Below are 17,561 nucleotides of genomic sequence, written 5' to 3' on the forward strand. Positions count from 1 at the left end.
CCCCGTGGGAAGCGCAGGTTGGTCTGCATACCTTGACGAACCGACGCCGCCGACCCCGAGGAGCCACCCGTGACCGTACGCGTCGCCGCGGTCGACCTGGGCGCCACCTCCGGCCGGGTGATGTCCGGCCGGATCGGTGGCGGCCGGGTCGAGATCGACGAGATGCACCGCTTTCCCAACGGGGCGGTACGCGTCCGCGGCTCGCTCTTCTGGGACGTGCTCGGCATCCACCGCGAGATGCTCACCGGCATCCGCGAGGTCGCCCGGACCGGCCCGCTGCACGGCATCGGGATCGACTCCTGGGCCATCGACCACGGGCTGCTGGACCACGACGGCCAGCTCCTCGGCCAGGTCTTCAGCCACCGCGACGCCCGGGTCGAGGGGATCGCCGAGAAGGTGGTCGCCCAGCTCGGCGCGACCAGGCTCTACGCCACCACCGGCATCCAGCAGCTCGCGTTCAACACGATCTACCAGCTCGCCGCGGCCCGAGGGACCGCCGTCCTCGACGCCGCCGAGACGATGCTGCTGTTGCCGGACCTGCTCGGCTACTGGCTGACCGGTGCCATCGGCGCGGAACGCACCAACGCCTCGACCACCCAGCTCTACGACGTCCGCCAGGGCGTCTGGGCGGTCGACCTGTGCCAGGAGCTCGGGCTTCCCGAAGGGATCCTCCCTCCCCTTCGGGACCCGGGCTCCTTCCTCGGCCCGCTGCTGCCCGACGTCGCCGAGGATCTGGGGGCATCGGCCGACGTACCCGTGGTCGCGGTGGGCTCTCACGACACCGCCTCGGCTGTCGTCGCGGTCCCCGCGGAGAGCCGCGACTTCGCCTACATCTCCTCGGGCACCTGGTCGCTGGTCGGCCTCGAGCTCGACGGTCCGGTGCTCACCGAGGAGGCCCGGATCGCCGACTTCACCAACGAGGTCGGTGTCGACGGCACCATCCGGTTCCTCAAGAACGTGATGGGCCTGTGGGTCCTGTCCGAGTCGCTGCGCTCCTGGAGCGGGCGGAACTACCGAAACGCCGAGCTCGGCGCGCTGCTCGCCGCGGCGGCGGGGCTCGAGCCGCTGCGTACGGTGGTCGACATCGACGACCCGCGACTGCTCTCCCCGAGCAGCTCGGCCGACCCGATGCCGGAGCGGATCGCCGCGCTGGCGACCGAGTCCGACGAGGCGATCCCGCACTCGCCGGCCGCCATCACCCGCTGCATCCTCGACAGCCTCGCCGTCGCCTACCGCCGCCACGTCCGCACCGCGGCTGCGCTCGCGGGCACCTCGCCCGAGGTCGTCCATGTCGTCGGCGGCGGCTCGCAGAACGAGCTGCTCTGTCAGCTCACCGCCGACGCCTGCGGCCTGCCGGTCCTCGCCGGGCCGGTCGAGGCGGCGGCCCTCGGCAACGTCCTGGTCCAAGGCAGGTCCCTCGGGGTCGACCTGCCCGACCTGCCCGCGATGCGGGACCTCGTCCGCCGCTCCTACGACGTACGCCGCTTCGAGCCGCGCGACGGCCTCGACTGGGCCGCCGCCGAGGCCCGTATCCCCTGACCCAGCCCACCCCGAAGGCCCCCCCATGACCGACTCCCTCACCACCCCCCGGCTCAGCCGCCGCACGCTCTTCGGCGCCGCAGCCGCCACGCTCGGCACCGCTGCCGTCACCGGCGCGGCCGGCACCATCCCTGCGCAGGCCGCCGAAGCCGCGGTCTCCACCGGCCTTCCGGACGCCTTCACGAAGGCCTTCCGCAAGCCCGGCACCGCCACTGCCGCCGGTTTCCGCTGGTGGTGGCCGCACGGCCTCGTCGATCCCGTCGAGATCGCCCGCGAGGTCGACCAGGTCGCCGATGCCGGCTTCGGGGTGCTGGAGGTCGCCGACGTCACCCACAGCCTGCGCGCCCGTAACATCGACATCGACGTCGCGACGTACGGCTGGGGGAGCGCCCCGTGGGTGGCCGGTGTGAAGGCGGCGCTCGCCCAGGCCGCGAAGCGCGGCGTCCGGATCGACGTCACCGTCGGCCCCTCCTGGCCCGCCGCGGTCCCGACGATCACCCCGGACGACGACGCGGCCTGCACCGAGCTGGTGCACGGGCAGGCGATGGTCATCGCAGGCTCGATCTACGACGCCGCCCTGCCCGATCCTGTGGTCGAGCCCGCATCGGCGGTCACCCGCGCCGAGCTGGTCACGGTGCAGGCCCACCGCGTCACCGGCTACGTACGCGACCGCAACAACAACATCACGAGCACGATCCTCGATCCGGCCTCCTACCTCGACCTCAGCGAAGAGGTCGACGGTGAGCACCTCACCTGGACCGCCCCGGCCGAGCCGGAAGGCGCCACCTGGGTCCTTCTCGCCACCTGGCGTCGCGGCTCGGGTCAGGAGCCCGAGGCCGGTCCGCACACCTCGCCGCGCGCCTACGTCGTCGACCACTTCAGCCGCCGGGGAGCGCAGAAGGTCATCGACCTGTGGCAGGACCGCGTCCTCGACGGCGAGCTGCGGACCCTGCTCCGGAAGGCCGGCGGCTACCTCTTCGAGGACTCCCTGGAGATCGAGACCGAGGCGACGATCTGGACGCGCGACTTCCTCGACGACTTCGAGGCCAGGCACGGCTACGACCTGCGACCGTGGCTCCCGTTCGTGCTGGAGAAGGACGAGAAGTACCAGTTCTCGCTGGCCGCGGCCGATCCCATGACCGCGGACAGCCTGCGCACCAACGAGATCCGCGACGACTACAACATCGTCCTCTCCGACCTCTACCGCGACCAGCACCTGCGCCCGATGCAGGAGTTCGCGAAGTCGCTGGGCATGGGCATCCGGATCCAGCCGTACGGCCTGGAGACCGACACCATGCAGCACGCCGCGGTGGTCGACGTGCCGGAGACCGAGTCGCTCGGCTTCAAGAACCTCGACGACTACCGCGTCATGGCGGCCGGTCGCGACCTCGCCGGCCACACGGTCCTCTCCTGCGAGGCGATCTGCTACAACGGCGCGGCCTACAACACCACCTGGGGGGCGAACAGCACCAGCCCGACCGCGCAGAACCAGGCGCTGTTCACCATCAACAGCATCTTCGTCGCCGGCGTCAACCAGCTGATGGTCCACGGCTTCCCCTACGCCAAGGCCCCCGACGTCACCTGGCCGGGCTTCGCCGCCTTCTCGCCCTACTACAACAACGCCATCGGCTTCGGCGAGGCCTGGGGCCCGCGCACGCCGCAGTGGCAGCACATCCCCGGCATCGCCGCCTACCTCGCCCGCACGCAGCTCGTGCTGCAGACCGGCACCCCGAAGTACGACATCGCGTTCTGGCGTCACAAGGGCTGGGCCTCGACCGGCATCGGCCCGCAGTGGATCACCAACAACGGCACCAAGCTCGGCTGGTCGCACTCGTTCGTGAGCGCCTCGCTGCTCGCGCTCGACGGCGTCGACGTCGCCGACGGCCGCCTGGCACCCGAGGGGCCGGCCTACAAGGCCGTCGTCGTCGGCCCCGACAACCTGCGCGGCAACGCGTTCACGATGGAGATCGACGGCGCGAAGCGCCTGCTCGCACTCGGCCGCAACGGCCTGCCGATCGTGCTCATCGGCGACTGGTCGCAGGTGACGGCCGCAGGTCGCGACGACGCCGCGGCCACCGCCGAGGTCCGCTCGCTGATGGCCCAGATCGGCGCCCTGCCGACCACCCGCACCGTCCCGGAGGCCGAGGTCGGCAACGCGCTGGCCGCCCTGGGTGTCGTACGCGACGTCGAGCACGCCGACTCCACGGTCATGCACGTCCGCCGGGTCACCGGCGCCGTCGACCTCTACTACCTCGCCAACGCGAGGCACGCCGAGAACCGGCGACTCAACCCGGTGCAGCAGGACATCTGGCTGACCGCCACCGACCGCGCCGCCGTGCCGTGGCTGCTGGACGCGTGGACCGGTCGGGTCACCCGGATCGCCGGCTACGAGCGTGCCGGTGACCGGGTCCGGGTCCGGGTCGATCTCGTCCCGGGCCAGTCCACCGTGGTCGCTCTCGCGGCCCCGGGCGCGGGCGTGGCCCGCTCCGTACTCCCCGTCGCCACCGCTGGTCAGGCCGTGGTGGCGCGGGGCGCCAACGTCGCGCTGCGCACGACGACCGCCGGCAGCTTCGAGCTCACCGAGGCCGACGGGCGGACGGTGAAGGTCGTCGTCGACCGGGTCCGTGAACCCGTCCCCCCGGCCTCCTGGAGCCTCGAGCTCGAGGACTGGAAGCCGGCGAACGATGCCGACCCGAAGGACCTCACCACCTCGAAGGAGGTCCTCACCAGTGACTTCGGCACACCCCAGTCCTGGTCGAAGGTCGCCGGTCTCGAGGACGTCTCCGGCATCGGTCGCTACCGCACGAGCATCGACCTCGGCACCGACTGGACCCCGGACGACGGCGCGTTCCTGGAGCTCGGCGAGGTCAACGACACCTTCCGCGTCCGCGTCAACGGCGAGCTGCTGCCGCCGTGCGACCCGATGGACCCGGTCGTCGACCTGGGCCACGCGCTCGTCGCCGGCTCCAACACGATCGAGGTCGAGGTCGCCTCGACGCTGCTCAACCGGCTGCGCACCGTCACCCCGTCGGTCTACGGCGTCGCGGCCCGGCAGAGCTACGGGCTCGCCGGACCGGTCCGGCTGGTGCCCTACGTCGAGAAGGTGGTCGCCGGATGAGCGCCGTGTCCCCCCGATCGGTCAGCGTCATGCTGAGACAGGAGTGAACCGTGGCAGCCTCGGGCGGCGTACGTCCTTCCACCGACCTTCCCACGGACGAGGTGGAGGTGCTGGCGCTGTTCGCCCGGGGCTACACGATCGAGCGGATCGCGCGGGAGCTGGGGGTCTCCGAGCGCACCGTGCGGCGCCGTCTGCGGGCGGCCGCGGACGCGTTGGGAGCGGGGACGAGCGTGGAGGCGGTCGTCCGGGCCGTACGCACCGGGCTCATCTGATTTGATGGCAACACCGACGAAGGAGGCATGCCGGATGCGAGTCGCGCTGATGGTCACCTGCATCAACGACGCGCTCTACCCGAGCACCGGGCAGGCGGTCGTACGCCTCCTGCGCCGGCTGGGCGTCGAGGTCGACTTCCCGCTGGCACAGACCTGCTGCGGGCAGCCGATGGTCAACACCGGCTATCTGGACGAGGCGGTCCCGGTGGTGCGTACGTTCGTGGACGCCTTCGCCGGCTACGACGCCGTGGTGACCCCGTCCGGCTCGTGCGCGGGCTCGGCGCGTCATCAGCACTCGATCGTGGCCCGCCGCTCCGGCGATCCGGCACTTCAGAAGGCCGTCGCGGAGGTCGGACCGAAGGTCTACGAGCTCTCCGAGTTCCTCATCGACGTCCTGAAAGTGACCGACGTCGGCGCCTACTACCCGCACCGGGTGACCTACCACCCGACCTGCCACTCGCTGCGGATGCTCGGGGTGGGGGACCGGCCACGCCGGCTGCTCGAGGCGGTCCGCGGGATCCGGTTGGTGGACCTGCCCGGAGCCGACCAGTGCTGCGGCTTCGGCGGCACCTTCGCGGTCAAGAACGCCGACACCTCGGTCGCGATGGGCGCCGACAAGGCCCGCCACATCCGGGAGACCGGCGCCGAGATCGTGGTCGCCGGCGACAACTCCTGCCTGACCCACATCGGCGGCGTGCTCTCCCGGCAGCGCTCGGGCGTACGCGCGGTCCACCTCGCCGAGATCCTCGCCTCGACCGAGGGGGCGGCCCGATGAGCGGGACCTTCGTCGGCATGCCGGCCTTCCCGACCGCCGCGCGCGAGGCCCTCGCCGACTCCCAGCTGCGCCACAACCTCGCCCACGCGACCGGCACGATCCGCGCCAAGCGGGCCAGGGTCGTCGCCGAGGTCCCGGACTGGGAGGAGCTGCGCCTGGAGGGTGCGGCGGTCAAGGAGTCGGCCCTTCGCGATCTCGACACCCAGCTCGTACGCCTCGAGGAGACCCTCACCGCCAACGGCGCGACCGTCCACTGGGCCCGTGACGCCGCCGAGGCCAATGCGATCGTCGCCTCGATCACGAAGGCCCACGCCGCCGAGGAGGTCGTGAAGGTCAAGTCGATGGTGACCCAGGAGATCGGACTGAACGAGGCGCTCGCCGAGGAGGGCATCGCGGCCTGGGAGACCGACCTGGCCGAGCTGATCGTGCAGCTCGGCGACGACCTGCCCTCGCACATCCTCGTGCCGGCCATCCACCGCAACCGGGCCGAGATCCGCGAGATCTTCCGGTCGAGGATGGCGGCCGCCGGCCGTCCGGCGCCGGAGGATCTGACGGACGAGCCGGCGGTGCTGGCCGCCGCGGCCCGGGAGCACCTGCGCGAGAAGTTCCTGCGCTCCAAGGTCGGGGTCTCCGGCGCCAACTTCGCGGTGGCCGAGACCGGCACGCTCGTGGTGGTCGAGTCGGAGGGCAACGGCCGGATGTGCCTGACCCTGCCCGAGGTGCTCGTCTCGGTGGTCGGCATCGAGAAGGTCGTCTCCCGCTGGGAGGACCTCGGCCCGATGCTCCGGCTGCTGCCGCGGTCCTCGACCGGCGAGCGGATGAACCCCTACACCTCCACCTGGAGCGGCATCACCCCCGGCGACGGCCCTCAGGAGGTGCACGTGGTGCTCCTCGACAACGGTCGCACCCGGGCTCTGGCCGACGAGGTCGGCCGGCAGGCGCTGCGCTGCATCCGTTGCTCGGCCTGCCTCAACGTCTGCCCGGTCTACGAGCGCACCGGCGGCCATGCGTACGGCTCGGTCTACCCGGGCCCGATCGGCGCGATCCTCAACCCGCTGCTCAAGGGGGTGGGCCACGACGACCAGGTCGACTCGCTGCCCTACGCCTCCTCGCTGTGCGGCGCCTGCTTCGAGGTCTGCCCGGTACGCATCGACATCCCCTCCGTCCTGGTCGACCAGCGCGCCCAGGTGGTCGACGCCCACCGGCGCGGGATGCCGAAGCCGGAGGCCGCGGCGATGAAGGGCGCGGCGTACGTCCTGGGGCGCGCGCGCCGCCTCTCCGCGCTCGAGCGCCTCACCGGTCTCGGGATGCGCTTCGCCCGCCGCTTCGGACCCGCCGCCTGGACCGGTGCGCGCGACCTGCCGGAGGCGCCGGGGGAGAGCTTCCGGGCCTGGTGGCAACGTACGGACGGCGGACGGAAGGACGACGCATGACCGACGCACGCACCGAGATCCTCGCCCGGGTCCGCCAGGCACTGGCCGACGTGGCGCCGGCGGCGCGACCGGAGGACGCTCCCGCCCCACGGGAGATCACCCGAGACGTCATCGACCTCTTCGCCGAGCGCGTGGCCGACTACCGGGCCGTCGTGGAGCGCTGCCCGGCCGCCGACCTCGAGCAGCGGATCGCGGACGCCCTCCCGCCCGGCGAGGTGGTCGTCCCGGCGGGGCTGTCGATCCGCGTCCCCGGCGCCGTCGTCGACGACGGCACGCTGACCGCCGCGGAGCTGGACCGGATCGCGGCCGTCGTCACCGAGGCCCGCGTCGGCATCGCCGAGACCGGCACGATCGTGCTCGACCACGCCCCCGACCAGGGGCGCCGGGCGATCTCGCTGGTGCCCGACACCCACATCTGCGTGGTCCGCGAGGACCAGGTGGTCGCCGACGTCCCCGACGCGCTCGCCGTCCTGGACCCGGCCCGCCCGCAGACCTGGATCAGCGGCCCCTCGGCCACCAGCGACATCGAGCTGGACCGCGTCGAGGGCGTGCACGGCCCCCGCACCCTCCACGTCCTGGTGATCGCCACCGACCGGTGACCGGATCCGGCCACTACCCTTCCCGTGCATGTGACGGCCGTCATAGTCTTCGGGTGCAGTGAAACGTATCAATCACGCTCCGGAGGACCCCCATGAAACTCCGCCTGGCCGCGATGGTCATCAGTGCCGTCGTGGTCTCGGCGCCAGTCCCGGCCGTGGCCGTCGATGGCGCCGCGGCCACCCATCTCACCGTCTCGCAGCTGTCCTCGCCGCGCGACGTGGAGGACCTCAGCTCGCCGCTGCTGGCCTGGCACGTTCCCTTCGCCGAGCAGAGCGCCTACCGCGTGCAGGTCGCGCGGATCAGCGAGGGCATCGGCGCCGCCGGGGTGTGGGACTCCGGTCACGTCAGGTCATCGGCGAGCAGCAACGTGTCCTACGGCGGCCCGACGCTCGAGCCCGAGCAGACCTACCAGTGGCGCGTACGCACGTGGGACGGTCGGGGAAAGAGCTCCGACTGGTCGAAGGTCTCGACCTTCACGACCGGACCCGGGCAGGACTGGGGCCAGGCCCAGCCCATCTGGCTCGCCCCGGCCCGGGCGACCACCTGGGGTGACGTCACCATCGACACCACCTTCCGGATCGCGACCCAGAACGCCACGATCGCCTTCCGTGCCCAGGACACGAACAACTACTACATGTGGCAGTTCCGCGGGGACGGGGTCAACGCCTTCGCGCCCCACAAGCGGGTCGGCGGGACCTTCACGCAGCTGGACTCGGTGCCGTTGCCGGAGCCGCTCGTGCGCGGGACGTCCTACCGGCTGCGAATCCAGGCTCAGGGGAGCACCATCCGCACGTGGCTCGGCGACACCCTCGTCGACACCCGGACGCTCACCGACTTCGCCGCCGGCACGGTGGGGTTCCGTACGGGCCGATCCGAGCGCAACGCGTGGGACGACCTGACCGTCACCTCGGCCACCGGCGAGGTGCTGTACGCCTCCGACTTCTCCGCCGGCGGAGACTTCGCCTGCGGCACCGTGTCGGCCGGCTGGCTCGAGATCGGCACCAACGCCAACTGCGTCTACGGCGTCGAGTCCCAGGACTGGGCATTCCTCCGCCACGAGTTCACCGTGCCGGACAAGCCCATCGCCTCGGCCACTCTCTACGCGACGGCGTCCTCGACGGCCCCCGGTCGGCAGTACGTCTACAAGGCCTGGCTCAACGGCCGGTTCGTCGGCCTCGGTCCGACGCAGCCGATCCGCGGCGAGGCCCGTTATGACGGATTCGACGTGACGGAGGCCCTGCGGCCGGGCGCCGACAACGCGCTGGGCGTGCTCGGTTGGTCGACCAGCGACCGGCGCTTCCTCGCTCGGCTCGTCGTGGAGTACGCCGACGGGACCCGTGACGTGGTCGCGAGCGGCCCGCACTGGCGGACCCGGTCCGGAGCGAGCGTCTTCCCCGCCGCCGGCAGCGTCGGGACCGGCTACTTCACGGCTCCGAAGGAGAACCTGCAGTCCGCCGACTGGCCGGAGGGATTCGCGGAGCCAGGCTTCGACGACTCCGCCTGGCGCGACGCCGCGGCACGCCCGGCCTTCGACGACCTGCGCGCCGCCCCGACCGCGAAGGTGGAGCAGCAGCTGAGGGCACCGGCCAGCGTGGTGGAGAAGGCACCCGGCCACTACTTCATCGACTACGGCCGGACGTGGATCGGTGGTCTCTCCCTGGACGTCGACGGCACGGCCGGCCAGGTGCTCGACCTCCGATTCGGCGAAGAGCTGTCCGCGCCCCAGACGGTGAGGCACACCATGCGGACGGGCAACACCTACCAGGACACCTGGACGCTGCGCGCCGGGGAGCAGCACCTGGAGACCTGGGGAATGAGGGTCTTCCGCTACGCCGAGATCATCGGCGCCCCGACAGGGTTGGGCACCGAGGACTTTCCCGCCCTCGCGCAGATCTATCCCTTCGACACCGACGAGGCGATCTTCGACTCCGCCGACGACGGCCTGAACCGGGTGTGGGCGCTCTCGCGCAACACGATCGAGGCGACCAACCACAACCTCTACGTCGACTCCTGGACCCGAGAGCGCGATGCTTACGAGGCCGACAGCTACCTGCAGATGATGGCCAACTTCTTCGTCTCCAGCGACCCGACGCTGGGGAACTATTCGCTGGAGTACCTGCTCACCGACCGCACCTGGCCGACCGAGTGGCCGATGTACACGATCCTGGCGTTCCACGACTCCTGGCAGCAGACCGGTGACACAGACGCGCTGGCGCGCAACTACGCGGCCCTGCAGGACAAGCTGCCCCTGGAGTGGGTGGAGCCGTCCACGGGACTCATCCGCAAGAACACCGGATCCAACGGCGCCAGCTCGTGCACCGACTGCGACATCGTCGACTGGCCGGCGTCGGAGCGCGACGGCTACGTCTTTCGCCCCTACAACACCGTCATCAATGCGATCGGCCACCGGTCGTTCCGCGACATGGCGGAGATCGCCACGGCGCTCGGCCGCGACGAGGACGCGGCGACGTACACCGCCGTCGCCGACCGGCTCCGGAACGCGGCCGACGACAGGTTGTGGGACTCGGCCAAGGGCGCCTTCCGTGACGGTCTCAACGCCGACGGCACCCCGATCCAGCACTGGGCGATCCAGGCCAGCGTCTTCGCGACGGCGTTCGGGCTCGCCCGAGGTGAGGTCGCGCAACGCGCTGCGGACTACATCGGAACCCGTGGCATGGCCTGCAGCGTCTACTGCGCCGCTTTCGTCCTCGAGGCCCTCTACGACGGCGACCGGGGAGATGTCGCGCACCAGCTGCTGACGAGCACCGGGCTCCGCAGCTGGCTCAACATGATCGCGAAGGGCGCCGGTGCCACCGCCGAGGCCTGGGACACCTCGCTGAAGTCGAACATGACCTGGTCGCACCCCTGGGCGGCATCACCGGCCTACAACGTGCCCCAAGGCATGTTCGGCATCGAGCCCCTGGTCCCTGGTTACGAGGAGTTCCGCGTCCGGCCACAACCCGCCGGGGTCCCGTGGGCACACGTCACCCTGCCCACCCTCCGGGGACGCATAGGCGCGGCGTACGCCACGACCGAACGCGGCACCGAGGTCGGCGTGAGCGTCCCGGGCAACTCCCGGGCCGAGGTCCTCGTGCCGTCGCCGTCCGGCGAGCAGGCGTTCCTCGACGGGCGCCCGGTGCCCGCGACCCGTGCGGGCTCCTACCTGGTGATCCAGGACGTGCCCTCCGGCTGCCATGTCATCAGCACGAGCCCGGGGGAGAGCCCGGAGGCCGAGCGGCTTCGCGCCGTCTGCTGAACCCGAAGGCTGTGGCCGGACCCGGCCGCAGAAACGTATCGATTCGCTCGGAGGAACCATGAAGCTCCGCCTGGCCGCCATCGCCAGCAGCGCCGTCGTCGTCACCAGCCTCGCGGCGGCCGTGACCCCGACCGGTGCCGCGTCGGCCAACACCGCGCCCGCCGCACCGGCAGGCCTGACCGTCGACGACCTCGCCCGCCCGCTCAACACCGACCTGACGCCGCGGTTCGGCTGGCTGCCCCAGGACAGCGACGCCAACGAGGTGCAGAGCGCCTACAAGATCGAGGTGCGCGACGCCGCCGGTGAGATCGTCTGGGACTCCCGCAAGGTCACCTCCGCGCAGCAGTCCTACGTCGACTACGCCGGTGAGAAGCTCGAGCCCGGCAGCCGCTACACCTGGCGGGTCATGACCTGGGACCGCGGCAAGCAGCCGTCACGCTGGTCGGCGAAGGCTGCGTTCGAGACCGGGCTCGGCGACACCGACTGGTCCGGCGCCAGCTGGATCCGGCGACCGCCGGGCACTGCGGACAACCCCGCGCAGGAGCGCGACGAATGGACCCTGGCCCGCACCGAGATCGAGGTCCCGGACGGCAGGATCGTCCGCGCTCGTAGTTATCTGGCTGCCAGCCACACCGCCGAGCTCTATCTCGGCGGCGAGCAGGCCGACCGGATGAGCAACTTCGGCTACCCGAGCGAGGGCTACTACCAGGCCGCGGACGTCACCGACCTGGTCACGCCCGGAGAGACCCTCGCCCTCGGCCTCGAGCTGCACTGGTTCAGCGGTGGCCAGGGCCGCGCCGCGGGCATCCCCGGCGTACTCCTCAAGCTCGTGCTCACCTACGCCGACGGCGAGACGACCACGATCGTCACTGACGGCTCCTGGAAGGTCCGCCGCGGTCCGTACGTCACCGTCGGCACTCGCAATGGCGAGGGCCTGTGGATAGAGCACCTCGACGGCCGAGCCGCCGAAGCGATCGGCGACTGGACCGCACCCGGTTACGACGACGCGGCATGGTCCGAGGCCGTCGTCCTCGGACAGCACCCGGTGGCGCCGTTCACCCACCTCGAAGGCCAGCAGACGAGGCTCGAGGAGACCGTCGTCCACCCCGAGCGCATCCTGCGAGCCGACGACGGCACCCCGGTCGCCGACTTCGGCACGATCATCCCGGCGCGTCCCGGCGTCCACTTCGACCAGGGAACGGCCGGGCGCCAGGTGCCGATCCGGGCCGGCTACGAGCTCGCTGACACCGGCCGGGTCTCGACCACGAGCCTCTCGACACAGAGCACCAACATGTCCTTCCCCTACACCCAGGCCGCCGGCGCACAGGACTACCAGGCGGTCGGCCACCTGGGCTTCCGCTACCTCGAGATCCCGGGCGCGGGGGAGGAGATCACCGCCGAGGACGTGACGGCGACCGTCGTCCACAGTGCCTACGACGAGGATGGCGCCGCGACCTTCGAGAGCTCCGACGAGACCCTCGACGCCGTCTGGGACCTGATGGACCGGTCGCTGCGCTACTCGGTCCAGGAGACCTTCGTCGACACCCCGACCCGTGAGCAGGGTCAGTTCCTGCACGACACCGCCAACATCTCGGTCGGCCTGATGACGTCCCAGCGCGAGCGGGTCGCGTCGCGCCAGGCGATCCGCGAGTTCCTGCTCAGCCAGGAGCGCTACTGGAGGACCGGCAACGACGCCGGCCGCTACAACGCGGTCTACCCCAACGGCGACGGCAAGCGCGACATCCCTGACTTCACCGAGGTCGTCCCCGACTGGATCTGGCGCTACTACCTCGAGACCGGCGACAAGGCCGTCCTCGCGGACGCCTACGACAACCTCACCGCCACCGCCGGCTACATCCGCCGCCACATCGCCACCAGCGGGCCCACCCAGGGCCTGGTCACCAACCTCTCCGGCGGCTCCGGCCAATATCTGTACGGCATCGTCGACTGGCCCGCCCACGGCCGCTTCGGCTACGACATGACCACCGCCGCCCGCACCACGGTCAACGCGCTCGGCGTCGACGTGCTCCGCAAGGTCGCCCTGATCGGCGAGGAGCTGGGCCGTCCGGACGCCGAGGTCGCCTCGCTGCGCGACGATGCCGACGCCCTCGCCACCCGGATGAACCAGACCCTGCGCAAGGCCGACGGCACCTACGTCGACGGCCTGCTCGCCGACGGCACCCAGTCCGCGCATGCCGGCCAGCACGCCACCTCGTACGCCATCGCCTTCGGCATCGCCCCGGCAGCCGACGTCCCCGCGCTCGGTGAGCACCTCGCGGGCATGGGGATGAAGCAGGGTCCGATGACCGCCCATGTGCTGCTCGAGGCTCTCACCGAGGCGGGTGCCGACGAGAGTGTGCTGAGGCTGCTCACCAACGAGGACGACTTCGGTTGGGCGGGCTGGCTCGCGAAGGGTGGCACGTTCACTCCCGAGGCCTGGGAGCTGAGCGGCTCGGCCAACAGCGCCTCGCACGGCTGGGGGTCGCGCGGCATCGTCGACATCGCCGAGTCGGTGCTCGGCATCCGCACCACCGCGCCCGGCGCGGCCGAGGTCGAGCTCGGTGTACCGGCCACCGGCCTGACCCACGCCGACGGCTCTGTGGTCACCCAGCGTGGCCGCGTCGCCTCCGCCTGGACCCGGACAGCCGACGCCGTCACCCTCCGCGCCACGGTCCCGGTCAACGTCACCGCCGTCGTACGCCTCCCTGAAGGCTCCTACCTGGCCGTCGGCCCCGACGGGACGGCCCCCGAGCTCCTCGGCACCCAGAACGGCATCACCTCCTACCGGATCGGATCCGGTGCGTGGACCTTCACGAAGGGAGCCTGAGCAGCCGATGACTCCGCTAACCTGCCGCAATGCGCCGAATCGCCGCGCTGGCCGCGGTTCTCCTGCTCGGGCCGATCCTGGCCGCCTGCGGCACGGACGAGCCGCAGAAGTCCGAATGGCCCGACGGGCTGACCGCCTACCTCGACCAGACCCGGCTGCAGCGCAACACCGGTGAGGCGTTCGTACGCCTCATCAACGACACCGGCTCCTCGATCGAGGTCTCGCGCCTCGAGGTGAGCAGCGACCGGTTCCGGGCCGGATGGAAGGGCTCGGAACCGGTCGACCCCGAGATGGACTTCGACTTCGACATGCCCCGCGGAAAGTGCGGCGAGGGCGGCGACGCCGACCTGACGATCACCTGGCGCGAGACTGGCGTGGCAGGGGAGTGGCGCACCAGCACCGGCACCGCCGAGGACAGGTACGCCAACATCGACCGCCTCCTCGACCGCGACTGCGCCGAGCGCACCCTGACCGAGGCGGCCGAGATCACCGTCGGCGAGCCCCGCGTCGAAGGCGAGGGCAAGCGGAGCGTCTTCGTCCTCCCGGTGACCTTCGCCCCGACGGAGAAGGCTCCGGAGGTCACCTTCGCCGGCTGGGAGGGCACCGTGCTCTTCCAGCTCGCCGCCGAGACACCCACCTGGCCGCGTTCGGCGCCGCACCCGATGACCGGCGAGCCAACCACGCTGGAGCTTCGGGTCCTGCCTGCCCGGTGCGACCCGCACGCCCTGGCCGACGACAAGGTCGGCAGCCTCTTCCGGGTCCACGTCGGTGGTCCCGGCGTGCCCGAGGAGGCGGCCTACTTCCTACCGCTCAGCAAGCCGCAGAAGGCGGCGCTCTACGACTTCCTGCCCGGCCACTGCGGCTGGGAGTGAGGCGCCTCAGCCGAACAGCGGCCCGAGCGCGGCTCGGGCGAGCAGGAACCCGACGATGCCCACGGCCCACGCGGTCGCGCTCGCGGCGTGCTTGACCAGCCAGCCGTCGAGGAGGGCCAGCGGCCGCGCCACCAGGGGCGCGGCGAGGACGCGCGCGGCGGTGAGCAGGAGCGCCGGCGCGATCATCATCGCGCAGTAGCCGAGCACCCACAGCCCGGACACCGGCCAGTCCGGCCCCTCGGTCCCGATGATCCCGATCGCGGCGAGGTAGGGGAGCATCGAGGCGGCCTCGACCAACCCGGCAAGCACGGCCAGCGCGGCGAGGGCGGAGGCCGAGCCGGACTCCGAGGCGACTGCCCGCTCGCGCCAGCGGAGCATCCGGCGCGATGGCTCCGGGACTTGCTCTGCCGCCGGACCGGGCGGATCCAGCCTGAAGCTCAACGCGAACAGTCCGGCCCCTACGAACAGCTGTCCCCACAGGAACGGTCGCGAGTCGCTCAGCCCAGCGAAGGTGTCTGCGACCGCGGAGCCTCCCAACAGGATCCCGACGCCGAGCAGCGCGTAGAAGCCGGCGAGCGCCCCCAGATAGATCAGGATCCGGCCGGGCCGCACCCGGCCGGGCGCCATCAGCAGCCAGACCGGGATGAGGAGGGTGCCGAAGCTGGTCGAGTCGATCAGCGCCAGCACCGCCAGTGCGACGTACGTCGCCGTGCCGCCGAGATCGCCGGTCAGTGGGCCGAGGTCGATGTCCATGCCCCGAGCCTCGTACGCGCGGTGTCCACCGGGCGTCGGCCGAACCGGTGATCCTTCGAGGCGGGGATACATCCTTCGGATGACCCCGGAGCGGCGGCGTACGTGCTGAGATGGTGTCGTGGACCGCCCGACCCTGCTGCAGCAGCTGCCCGCGGCGCTTCTCGGCGGTGGCACCAGTCTGCGCGCCGGGGACCGGCGCCTGGCCTGGCTCGATGCCGGCGTCGTCCTCGTCGCCGGCATCGCGCTCTACGCGCTGGGCCAGGTGGGGACCGTACGCGGCCTGCACCCGTTCGGCCTCGGCTCCGACAACGCTCCGTCCTGGTGGCATCTGCTCCCGCTCGCGCTCGCGGCCGGCGCGCTCGTGCTCAAGCGTCGCCGGCCACTGGCCGTCATGGCCGTGGTCGCCCTCTGCGCCGGGGCGGATCTGCTGATCGGGGGCAGCGTCGCGATGGTGGTGGTGCTCTGGGACGCCCTCTTCGCGGTCCACCTGCACGGATCGCTCCCGGCACGCCGCCTCACGACGGGGACGGTCGTCACGGTCATCGCGGCCGCTGTCATCGCCGCCGCGGCGGCCACCTCCGACCCGCGCACGCCCGCCGTGCTCGCGCTCACCCTCGTGGCGCTCGTGGTCACGCCGATGTGGTGGGGAGACAACGTACGTCAGGGCAGCGAGCTCGCCGACGCCGCCGACGACCGTGCCCGGCTCGAGCGTGAGCGCAGCGCCGCGCTGCTGCGCCTGGCCGACGCCGAGCGGCACGACGCGGTCAGGGCGGAGCGCTCCGCGGTCGCCCGCGACCTCCACGACGTGGTGGCCTCGCACCTGTCGGCCATCGCGCTCACCTCGGGCGCGGCGCTGGCCGGCGATCAGGACCCCGAGCGGGACCGGGCGGCGCTGCGGTCGGTGCGGGCCGAGAGTCTGGCCTCCCTCGACGACATGCGTGCCATGATCCGCGTGCTGCGTGCCGACGAGCAGCTTGGGGAGGCCGAGGATCTCACCGCCGCCTTCCGTACCGCCGACCTCGGCCCGGTGCTGGAGCAGGCCCGGCTGGCCGGTCTGTCGCTGCGGATCGAGGACCCCGGAGGTCTGCTCGACGGCGCGGACCACGCGCTGCCGGTGGCGGTCGACCACGCCGTCTACCGGATCGTGCGCGAGTCCCTCACCAACGTGCTCGAGCACGGTGGCGGCACGGCTGACCTGCGGCTGATCCCCGGAGACGCCCTCGAGGTCGAGGTGAGCGACGAGGGCGGCGCCAAGGCCCCCGCCGTCGAGACCGGGGTCGGCACCGGCACCGGGCTGGTCTCGATGCGCGAGCGCGCCGAGGCTCTCGACGGCACCTTCGAGGCCGGCCCTGCCGGCAGCGGCTGGCGGGTCCGCGCCGTGCTTCCGCTGCCCGCGGCGACCGTAACCACCACGAGCGCCGACAGCGCGCCGGAAAGACGTACGAGCGCGTGATCCGAGTCCTGCTCGCCGACGACCACGCCGCCATCCGCGCCGGCCTGCGCATGCTGCTGGCCACCGCCGGCGACATCGAGGTGGTGGGGGAGGCCGCCGACGGCGCGACCGCGGTCGCCAACGCCCGCGCGCTGCGTCCCGACGTCGTGCTGATGGACGTACGCATGCCGGGCACCGACGGCGTGACCGCCACCCGCCAGGTCGTGGAGGAGGGGCTCGCCGACGTACTCGTGCTCACCACCTTCGACCTGGACGAGTACGTCTTCGGCGCCCTGCGAGCCGGAGCAGCCGGATTCCTGCTCAAGTCGGCGGAGGCCTCCGCGCTGATCGACGCGGTCCGGCACGTCGCCGCCGGTGACGGCGTGGTCGCCCCGGAGGTGACCCGCCGGGTGCTCGCCGAGCTGAGCAGTCCGATGCGGCCGTCCGCGGCTGTCACCGAGACGCGGCTTCCCGCCGATCTCACCCCGAGGGAGCGCGACGTGCTGGCGGCCCTGGGTCAGGGTCTGTCCAACGCCGACATCGCCGAGCGACTGGTGATCTCCGAGGCGACCGCGAAGACCCACGTCTCCCGGGTCCTGGCGAAGCTGGCGGTCAGCTCGCGGGTCCAGGCGGCGATCGTGGCACGCGAGGCCGGCGTCGTCTGAGCCGCGGCCACCGCCGAGA

General features: G+C 71.9%; 12 protein-coding genes. 11 read left to right on the plus strand and 1 reads right to left on the minus strand.

Features of this window, described 5'->3' with window-relative positions:
• Positions 1–69: 69 nt before the first annotated feature.
• The 9 genes from ACFVDI_RS12915 (at position 70) to ACFVDI_RS12955 (ending at position 14,692) form a co-directional block, all read left to right on the plus strand.
• On the plus strand, positions 70–1,539 hold the full coding sequence (locus tag ACFVDI_RS12915; protein WP_378905346.1) for a rhamnulokinase family protein: 1,470 nt from the start codon (positions 70–72) through the stop codon (positions 1,537–1,539).
• Positions 1,540–1,564: 25 nt separating this feature from the next.
• Positions 1,565–4,657 (plus strand): glycosyl hydrolase, encoded by a 3,093-nt coding sequence (locus ACFVDI_RS12920; RefSeq protein ID WP_378905349.1) that lies wholly within the window; start codon positions 1,565–1,567, stop codon positions 4,655–4,657.
• Positions 4,658–4,707: 50 nt separating this feature from the next.
• On the plus strand, positions 4,708–4,929 hold the full coding sequence (locus ACFVDI_RS12925) for a helix-turn-helix domain-containing protein (protein WP_378905352.1): 222 nt from the start codon (positions 4,708–4,710) through the stop codon (positions 4,927–4,929).
• 34 nt (positions 4,930–4,963) lie between these two features.
• Positions 4,964–5,704 (plus strand): (Fe-S)-binding protein, encoded by a 741-nt coding sequence (locus ACFVDI_RS12930; protein WP_378905355.1) that lies wholly within the window; start codon positions 4,964–4,966, stop codon positions 5,702–5,704.
• Positions 5,701–7,137: a lactate utilization protein B gene (locus tag ACFVDI_RS12935; RefSeq protein WP_378905358.1), complete on the plus strand. Its 1,437-nt coding sequence runs from the start codon at positions 5,701–5,703 to the stop codon at positions 7,135–7,137. The genes ACFVDI_RS12930 and ACFVDI_RS12935 overlap by 4 nt, the downstream gene beginning before the upstream one ends.
• Positions 7,134–7,736 carry a lactate utilization protein C gene (locus tag ACFVDI_RS12940; RefSeq protein WP_378905361.1) on the plus strand — a complete coding sequence of 201 codons (603 nt, stop codon included), beginning with the start codon at positions 7,134–7,136 and terminating at the stop codon, positions 7,734–7,736. The genes ACFVDI_RS12935 and ACFVDI_RS12940 overlap by 4 nt, the downstream gene beginning before the upstream one ends.
• Before the next feature lie 92 nt (positions 7,737–7,828).
• Positions 7,829–10,993 carry a family 78 glycoside hydrolase catalytic domain gene (locus ACFVDI_RS12945; RefSeq protein WP_378905364.1) on the plus strand — a complete coding sequence of 1,055 codons (3,165 nt, stop codon included), beginning with the start codon at positions 7,829–7,831 and terminating at the stop codon, positions 10,991–10,993.
• A 58-nt stretch (positions 10,994–11,051) separates the two neighbouring features.
• Positions 11,052–13,820, plus strand: a complete 2,769-nt coding sequence (locus ACFVDI_RS12950) for a family 78 glycoside hydrolase catalytic domain (RefSeq protein ID WP_378905367.1) — start codon at positions 11,052–11,054, stop codon at positions 13,818–13,820.
• A 29-nt stretch (positions 13,821–13,849) separates the two neighbouring features.
• Positions 13,850–14,692, plus strand: a complete 843-nt coding sequence (locus ACFVDI_RS12955; protein ID WP_378905370.1) for a hypothetical protein — start codon at positions 13,850–13,852, stop codon at positions 14,690–14,692.
• Positions 14,693–14,698: 6 nt separating this feature from the next.
• Here ACFVDI_RS12955 and ACFVDI_RS12960 read toward each other — a convergent pair whose 3' ends face one another.
• The gene (locus tag ACFVDI_RS12960; RefSeq protein WP_378905373.1) at positions 14,699–15,445 is read right to left on the minus strand and encodes a GAP family protein; all 747 of its coding nucleotides are present in this window, start codon (positions 15,443–15,445) and stop codon (positions 14,699–14,701) included.
• Positions 15,446–15,563: 118 nt separating this feature from the next.
• Between ACFVDI_RS12960 and ACFVDI_RS12965 the strand changes: the two genes are divergently transcribed.
• Together ACFVDI_RS12965 and ACFVDI_RS12970 are read left to right on the plus strand one after the other, a co-directional pair.
• A complete protein-coding gene (locus ACFVDI_RS12965) occupies positions 15,564–16,898 on the plus strand; it encodes a sensor histidine kinase (protein ID WP_378905376.1) in 1,335 nt (444 codons plus the stop codon).
• A complete protein-coding gene (locus ACFVDI_RS12970) occupies positions 16,895–17,542 on the plus strand; it encodes a response regulator (RefSeq protein WP_378905379.1) in 648 nt (215 codons plus the stop codon). The genes ACFVDI_RS12965 and ACFVDI_RS12970 overlap by 4 nt, the downstream gene beginning before the upstream one ends.
• Positions 17,543–17,561: the final 19 nt, after the last annotated feature.

It is taken from the genome of Nocardioides sp. NPDC057767 (genome assembly GCF_042798275.1).
In the GTDB taxonomy this organism is placed as follows: domain Bacteria; phylum Actinomycetota; class Actinomycetes; order Propionibacteriales; family Nocardioidaceae; genus Nocardioides.